The organism is Algoriphagus sp. (genome assembly GCF_024642405.1).
Lineage (GTDB): Bacteria > Bacteroidota > Bacteroidia > Cytophagales > Cyclobacteriaceae > Algoriphagus.
On the sequence record NZ_JAHEBC010000178.1, the window covers coordinates 1 to 7,686 of the forward strand.

At 36.1% G+C, this 7,686-nt stretch carries 6 protein-coding genes and 2 pseudogenes; all 8 read left to right on the top strand.

What is annotated here, in order from left to right; genetic code table 11:
• Positions 1-348: pseudogene (locus Q0L68_RS13135) on the top strand (hypothetical protein); the annotation flags it as partial.
• 216 nt (positions 349-564) lie between these two features.
• On the top strand, positions 565-1,878 hold the full coding sequence (gene rimO / locus Q0L68_RS13140) for a 30S ribosomal protein S12 methylthiotransferase RimO (protein WP_296703933.1): 1,314 nt from the start codon (positions 565-567) through the stop codon (positions 1,876-1,878).
• A gap of 63 nt (positions 1,879-1,941) precedes the next feature.
• On the top strand, positions 1,942-3,126 hold the full coding sequence (locus tag Q0L68_RS13145; protein ID WP_296703920.1) for a toxin-antitoxin system YwqK family antitoxin: 1,185 nt from the start codon (positions 1,942-1,944) through the stop codon (positions 3,124-3,126).
• A gap of 252 nt (positions 3,127-3,378) precedes the next feature.
• Positions 3,379-3,993, top strand: coding sequence for a hypothetical protein (locus Q0L68_RS13150; protein WP_296703922.1), 615 nt, complete (start codon positions 3,379-3,381; stop codon positions 3,991-3,993).
• A gap of 8 nt (positions 3,994-4,001) precedes the next feature.
• Positions 4,002-5,003, top strand: a complete 1,002-nt coding sequence (locus Q0L68_RS13155; RefSeq protein WP_296703925.1) for a histidine kinase — start codon at positions 4,002-4,004, stop codon at positions 5,001-5,003.
• Entirely contained in the window at positions 5,000-5,674 is a 675-nt protein-coding gene (locus Q0L68_RS13160) for a LytTR family DNA-binding domain-containing protein (RefSeq protein ID WP_296703928.1), read from the top strand. The genes Q0L68_RS13155 and Q0L68_RS13160 overlap by 4 nt, the downstream gene beginning before the upstream one ends.
• A gap of 227 nt (positions 5,675-5,901) precedes the next feature.
• Positions 5,902-7,167 (top strand): toxin-antitoxin system YwqK family antitoxin, encoded by a 1,266-nt coding sequence (locus Q0L68_RS13165; RefSeq protein ID WP_296703931.1) that lies wholly within the window; start codon positions 5,902-5,904, stop codon positions 7,165-7,167.
• Positions 7,168-7,288: 121 nt separating this feature from the next.
• A pseudogene (locus Q0L68_RS13170) lies at positions 7,289-7,686 on the top strand (hypothetical protein); the annotation flags it as partial.

Below are 7,686 nucleotides of genomic sequence, written 5' to 3' on the forward strand. Positions count from 1 at the left end.
ACCATCCCAAAAGAAAACGTGGTAAAAGCTTCAGACTTTATTTTACTCCATGGAAACGGAGTTTCTGATCCCGATAAAATTGGCACTATGGTAGAAGAAACCAGAAGTGTGAATGGCTACCAACCCAAGCCCATTGTTTTCAATGAAGATGATCATTTTAATTTTGATCAGCCAAAGAATAATTTTACGGTTGCTACACGTGCTTATGCCTCATGGGGATTTTTTGATTATAGAATGAAGGACGAAGGATTTAAACAAGGCTATCAGAGCGTTCCGGTTGATTGGGGAATCAATTCTGAGAGGAAGAAAGGTTTCTTCGAATTATTGAAAAAGATCACAGGATATTGATAGAATTTTCAAAAAATTGAAAATGAAGAATTTAAAATTGTGTTGCGTGTAAGCACATTCAGAATTAAGATATCTATTTGATGCAGATTGGATGCTCGCGTATTAAGTGCTAGAAGATCTCGCTCATTTTAAATTTCAAAATCTTAAATTTTAAATTCAAAAAAGTGCGAAGCTACTTTTTTGCCTACCTTTGCAGCTTCAAAAAGAAGGAAATCTGTGAAAGCGAGAACTCTAAAGAAAGACAAAGTCAATATCATCACCATGGGTTGCTCCAAGAATCTGGTAGATTCTGAGGTACTTTTAACCCAGCTCAAAGGAAATGGAATCAATGCCAGCCATGAGTCCAATATGGATGATAACAATATCATAATTATCAATACTTGCGGGTTTATCGACAATGCTAAGCAGGAGTCAATCGACACTATTTTGCAGTATGTGGATGCAAAAGAGCAAGGATTGGTAGATAAAGTATATGTGACTGGTTGTCTTTCTCAGCGTTACAAAGACGATCTGGAGAAGGAAATTCCGCAGGTGGATGCATTTTTCGGGACAAGAGATTTACCGGCCATTCTCAAGAAGTTCAAAGCAGATTACAAGCATGAGTTGGTAGGGGAGCGATTATTGACACATTCTTCCCACTATGCTTATATGAAGATATCTGAAGGCTGTGATAGACCCTGTTCTTTTTGTGCGATTCCTATTATGCGTGGAGGGCACATCTCCAGACCGATTGAGGAATTGGTGAAAGAAGCAGAACACAAAGCTGCCGGCGGAACGAAGGAATTGCTTCTGATCGCTCAGGATTCAACCTATTACGGTTTGGATATTTACAAAAAGAGAAATTTGGCTGAGTTGATGCGCAGACTATCTGATGTGAATGGAATTGACTGGATTCGCTTGCATTACGCTTATCCTACAGGCTTCCCGATGGACGTGATCGAGGTCATGAAGGAGCGTGATAATATCTGTAATTACCTCGATATTCCTTTACAACACGGTTCTACGGATGTGCTGAAGGCTATGCGTCGCGGAACTACCCGTGAAAAACAGGAGAACTTAATTCATAGCATCCGGGATATATTGCCAGATATCGCTATCCGTACCACGCTGATCGCAGGTCATCCAGGAGAGGGAGAGAAAGAATATCAGGAAATGGTTGACTTCGTAGAGCGCATGAAATTTGAGAGATTGGGAGTGTTTACCTATTCTCATGAGGAAAATACCCATGCCTATTCTATGGAAGACAACATTCCACAGGAAGTGAAGCAGGAGCGAGCAAATAATCTGATGGAGATTCAAGAGCAGATTTCTTATGATCTGAATCAGGAGAAAATTGGCAAGTCTTTCAAAGTATTGATTGATAAAAAAGAAGGTGGCCACTTCGTAGGTCGAACAGAATACGATTCAGTTGAGGTGGACAATGAAGTCCTAATTGATGCATCCAAGTATTATTGCCGAGTAGGAGATTTTGTTGAAGCTAAAATTACAGAGGCAACAGAGTTTGATTTATATGGGGAGGTAGTAGGATAAATTCAGTTTTTTAGGATTAAAGCTTGAGTTTTATTGTTATATTCCTTCGTAAACCTGATTTTTATGACTGCAATTATTTTTTCTGTTTTGATTCATCTGTTTGTGAATAATCTTAATGAACAGGCTTATTTTTATTTTGGAAACGACAATCTAGTGGGAGTTGGGAATCTAAAAGAAGGGGAGAAGTCAGGGGAGTGGAAGGTTTTCTATAAAATCAATCCGGAAAATTCTCCTGATCCTAATTTTGAAAAAGTAGATCCTGAATTTTTTGATAAAAACTTCAATAAAGAAATTCCAATTTATGTAATCAGTTTTTCCGAAGATATTCCGGAAGGGGTTTTCCAAGAAAATTATCCAAGTGGTGCAGTTAAAACATTGGCTATTTTTGAAAATGGAGAATTGGAAAATGAATTTAAAGAGTTTTTTGAAAACGGAGATAAAAAAAGTACCGGACAATTTGAAGCTGGAAAAAGAAGTGGAGAATGGCAGGAGTATTATGAATCTGGTCAACTGAAATCTTCCATTTCTTTTGTTGATGGAATGGAGGAAGGAGAAGCAATTTATTATACGCCTGAAGGAGTAATAGAGATGAAATTTTCCAACTCTAAAGGAAAATGGAATGGCTTATATCAAGCTTTTTTTCCAAACGGAGAATTAAAAGAAAAAGGAATATTTAAAGATGGTATTAGAAGTGGAGAATGGTTTGAACAGTTAAATGTGATGCCAGAATATTTCCGAAAAGGAAATTATCTTAAGGATTTAAAAGAAGGAGAATGGACTGTGATTGATATGGAAGGAAAGCATCTTCAAACTGAAAATTATCAAGCGGGGAAGCTTATTTCAGTAATTGAAATTCAAAATGCAGAAAATCTCAAAGATCAATACTTAGTAAAAAAAGGAAAAGGCCAACGAATTTTTTATGATGATCAGGGTTTCATAAAAGCAAAAGGGAAAATATCAAAAGGTAAAATAAATGGAAAATGGGTTTTTTATTTTCCCAATTCAAACAGAATAACCTCCTCTGGACGATTTATAGGAACAGAGCGCGTTGGTAAATGGAATTTTTACAGCTATGAGGGTGAAATTATTGACCAAATACAATATAAAGCTTCTCCTAAGCCAGCTGTTTCTGGTGATAGTGCTGGTTTTTCAAGAACATACCAGAATAATAACCAAGGGAAAGATTCTTTAGGCAGCGCTTTAGGTAGGTTTACCATATTCAGTCCTAATACACCAGGTTGGAACTAATATTCCCATGTTTCAAATTCTCAACAACTGAACTAATAATTACGCTTTTGATAAATTGCTTCACCAAAAGTGGAGTTGTTTATCGTATCAAATAGTTATTTTTCTCCAAATGCTGCATTTAAGTAATTTGCCTTTGTACTAAATCGCTAAAATCCTTTGTTCGTCTGGAAATTTGCCGCGTTCATAGAGTTTTTTTTCTCGACCTTAGTTTATTAGCCAATTTGAGCCTGTCAAAACTCAAATATTCTAACTATGAAAAAAGCAAAATCAATTCTCGCATTTGGACTTTTGGTTGTCCTTTTAAATTCCTGCGTGTATTCTTTATTCCCGATTTACACAGATGATACGCTAGTTTATTTTCCTGAATTAATAGGAAAATGGGAGATGGAAGATGAACCTCAAGACTACGTGGAATTTAGAATTCTACCTGAAGAAACAGGTTTTTTTGCCAACAATTCTGATGACGATTCAAAAGAGCCAGCCAAAGAAAAAAGCTATTTAGTAGTGATCGAGGACGAGGGAGATATAACAAATTTTGTGGGACATGTTGCTAAAATTGGAAATGACTTTTTCTTGGATCTCTTTCCTTATGAAAAAGATTATGAGGAGACTTTGGCTTCGAATGTATTGCCTGTACACACCTTCATCAAATTAAAGTACGTTAATGATCAATTAAATTTAACTGCCTTTGATCTGGAAAAATTGAATAAGCTTTTTGAAAGTAATCTGATTCGATTGAGACATGAAAATGTAGATGGAACAATATTGATAACTGCGCAGCCAAAAGAAATTCAGAAATTCCTTGATCGATATTCGGATGACGAATCCGTATTTGAAGGAACAGATATATATAAGAGAGCTAGCTAAATAGATCTATGTTCAAGCTTATCAATTCAAAATGGTTTCAGCATCCGATATTCTGGATGTTGTCCATTTATGCCATCGCGAGTTATTTTTCCATTTCAAGTATTTTTAAATTCATAGACGTTTTTTACGCTTTACTTTTTCACGTCCCACTGTTTTTTTTAGTGTATGTAAATCTGAGATTTCTAATCCCCAAATTCCTCAATCACGGAAAATACTTACAGTATTTTGTCAGCATTGCGGCACTTTTGCTAGTCTCATACGGATTACACGAACTCACTTTTAATGTACTTTTCCCGCTGATGGATTCTGATTATTACATGGTTTCCTTCACCGAATGGCAAATTCTGGTCAGTATTTTTCTTATTTATTTGATTTTGACCACCCTCATCAAGCTGTCAAAATCCTGGTATACTTTACAGCAAGTAGAGAAAGAGAAATTGTCTCTGGAACTTAATTCGCTGAAGACTCAGATTAATCCACATTTTTTATTTAATAGCCTTAATAGCATTTATTCTCAGGCTTTAGCGAAAAGTGACCAAACGCCAGAAACAGTGTTGGATCTATCTAATTTGTTGAGATATATGCTTTATGAAGTGGAGGAGGAAATGGTACCCTTGACAAAAGAGGTGGAAATGCTTGAGAATTATGTGGAGTTGCAAAAAATTCGTATGGAAGAAAACTCAACGGTTGATTTTACCATTCTAGGGAATCTAGATGGAGTGAAGATTGCGCCTTTGTTATTGTTTCCCTTGGTAGAAAATGCCTTTAAGCATGGGATGAAAGACAATGCTGAGCAGGCCTTTATTGATATTCGATTGAAAGTGGATTCTGGGATCTCTTTTTCGATTAAGAATAAACTCGGCCAGATCGATGATATGGAAAAAGGGAAATATGGAGGAATTGGTCTGGAAAATGTAAAGAGAAGACTGGAGCTTATTTACCCAAATACTCATAAGTTTGAGATACTCAAAACCGAGACAGAATTTCAAGTTAACTTGAGCCTAGTATGATCCGATGTGCAATTATAGACGATGAGCCCCTCAGTCGGGATGTTTTGAGGCAATTTGTCTCCGATCATCCAGATCTGATCCTTACCGAAGAATACAAAGATGCGCTGGAGGCCATCAGGGGACTTGAATCAAACCCTGCAGATTTACTCTTTTTGGATATAAATATGCCTAAACTTTCGGGGATTAATTTTTACAAAACGCTCATAACTAAACCTCAGGTAATATTTACTACTGCTTATCCTGAGTTTGCCTTGGAAGGTTTTGAGCTCAATGCTGTTGATTACTTGATGAAGCCGATTCCTTTTGACCGTTTTTTGCAGGCAATCCACAAAGTGAAAGAACGTCTGAAAACCCAAAAAGAATCTCCCGAATACATTATGCTGAAAGTGGATAAAAAGCTATACCGAACTGTATTCAGTGATATTTTGTTTTTTGAGGCTTTTGGAGATTATGCTAAAGTTTATTTGGAAAGTCAGGTTTTGATTATCACTTCTACGATGAAGAAAATGGAAGCTGAATTGCCTGAGGAACTATTCGTGAGAACACACAAGTCCTTTATTATTAATACCTCTAAGGTGGATTTTATAGAAGGTAATCAAATCAAAATTGGAGGTAGAATGATCCCGATTGGAATGCGATATCGTGAAAATTTGCTGAAGCAATTAACCTAAATAGTTTTTGGATGCTAATTATGGATCTTATTCATTTTTGACCAATTAAGCGATCTAAATTACATGGCTGAAATTCCTTTAGCGACTCATCAAAACCAGTTATAGGATATTAATGGGGTGATAGTTAAAGAACCTAACTTTCTGAAAAGAATGCCTTATCCAATTCATTAATTGTTTTTGAATTTAAACCAGAGTTTTCTAATTTATTTTTTCAAAAGCTTATTTATATGTTAACCATAGTTTTTTCTCTTGTATTTAGTTTGTTTTTAAACACTTATACAGAACCTCACTATTTTTATTTCGGGAGTTCCAATTTGATAGGAGTGGGAAATCTCGAAGAAGGAAAAAAAATCGGAGAATGGAAAGTTTACCCCAAAAAAGTCCCTCAAGAAACCCAAGAATCGATTTTTGACCCTGCCGATCCACAGCTTTTTGAAAAAGAATTCAATAAAGAATTTCCCATTTTTGTAATCAATTTTTTAGACGATTTACCTGACGGGGTTTTTCAAGAAAATTACCCAAGCGGCTCTATTAAAATAGTCGCATTTTTTGAGAATGGAGAGTTGGAAAATGATTTTAAGGAGTTCTACGAAACAGGAGAATTAAAACTTTCTGGACAATTAGATAAAGGTAAAAAGGTCGGTGAATGGCTCGAATATTTTGAATCGGGAGAAGTAAAGTCTTCTGTTTCTTACATTGATGGGATAATTGAAGGAGATGTTTTTTACTATTCTCCCCAAGGAGGACTTGAATTAAAAGTCTCTTATTCCCAAGGAAAACAAAATGGATTGTACCAAACGTTTTATCCAGATGGGGAAATTAAACAAAAAGGAAATTTTATAAATGGCATCCCAGAAGGAGAGTGGGTAAGTTTGACAAGTGATGGAAAATTGCAATTTCAAGGGACTTTCCAAAATGGATTACGCGATGGGAATTGGATTGAGGAGGTAGATATTTTGCCTGAATATTTTCGGAAAGGAACTTACAGCAAAGGATTAAAAGAAGGAGAATGGTTTGTGGTTGATAGTGAAGGAGAAATTTTGCAATCTGAAAATTATCAGACAGGAACGTTGGTTTCTGTAATGGAGATTCGTTTTTCAGATAAACTTAATAGAAAGCAAATGGTAAAAAATGGAAATGGAAAACGGATTTATTTTGATAAAGAGGGGTTTATTAAGGCAGAAGGAAAAATTACCAAAGGGAAAAAAAGCGGCAAATGGTTTTTCTATTACTCAAACACGGATAAACTAGCCTCTACTGGGAAACTAGTAGGTTCAGAGAGGATAGGAACTTGGGATTTTTATAGTTTCGATGGAGAACTAATTGATCAGATAGAGTATACGGCCGTTACAGATTCAATTGAAGAAAGCAATTCTAGCACTGCGTCAAGCTTTAATCCAACTAACTTTTCCAATGATGCATTAAACTCCTCCTTCAACTCATTTGATCCATTTAATAGAGCAAATTATGTTCAAAATTATCTGCGATATTAAGCTTATAGGATAGATTTAGTTAGGTTAAACGCTTGAATATTTTAAGGTTTAACGTCTGGTTTTTGATTGATTTTTGCCCTTTGAGCAACTTCCCCTATTTTAGCAGCCTAAAATCACCTGAATGAAATTAGTCGAAGTCATTACTTCTGCCCATCAAAAGGAATTTATTGAAATGGCAGTGAGGCTCTATAAAAACGAAAAAAACTGGATCAGACCTCTTGATGCGGATATAGAAGGACTTTTTCATAAAGAAACCAACAAGCTTTTTCGGAATGGAGCCAAAGCAAAAAGATGGCTTTTAGAAAATGAAAATGGGCAAACAATCGGTAGAATTGCCGCATTCGTCAATCCCAAAATGAAGGAAAAGCAGCCGACTGGTGGTTTAGGCTTCTTCGAATGTATAAACAATCAGGAAGCAGCATTTTTACTTTTTGATACCGCGAAAGCTTGGCTGGAAGGAGAAGGAATGGAAGCTATGGATGGCCCGATCAACTTCGGAGAGCGAGATAAATGGTGGGG

Bases quoted from the DNA above. Each gene is read 5' to 3' on its own strand.
- Q0L68_RS13145 (WP_296703920.1), top strand. From the start codon at position 1,942: ATGACTGCAATTATTTTTTCTGTTTTGATTCATCTGTTTGTGAATAAT.
- Q0L68_RS13150 (WP_296703922.1), top strand. From the start codon at position 3,379: ATGAAAAAAGCAAAATCAATTCTCGCATTTGGACTTTTGGTTGTCCTT.
- Q0L68_RS13155 (WP_296703925.1), top strand. From the start codon at position 4,002: ATGTTCAAGCTTATCAATTCAAAATGGTTTCAGCATCCGATATTCTGG.
- Q0L68_RS13160 (WP_296703928.1), top strand. From the start codon at position 5,000: ATGATCCGATGTGCAATTATAGACGATGAGCCCCTCAGTCGGGATGTT.
- Q0L68_RS13165 (WP_296703931.1), top strand. From the start codon at position 5,902: ATGTTAACCATAGTTTTTTCTCTTGTATTTAGTTTGTTTTTAAACACT.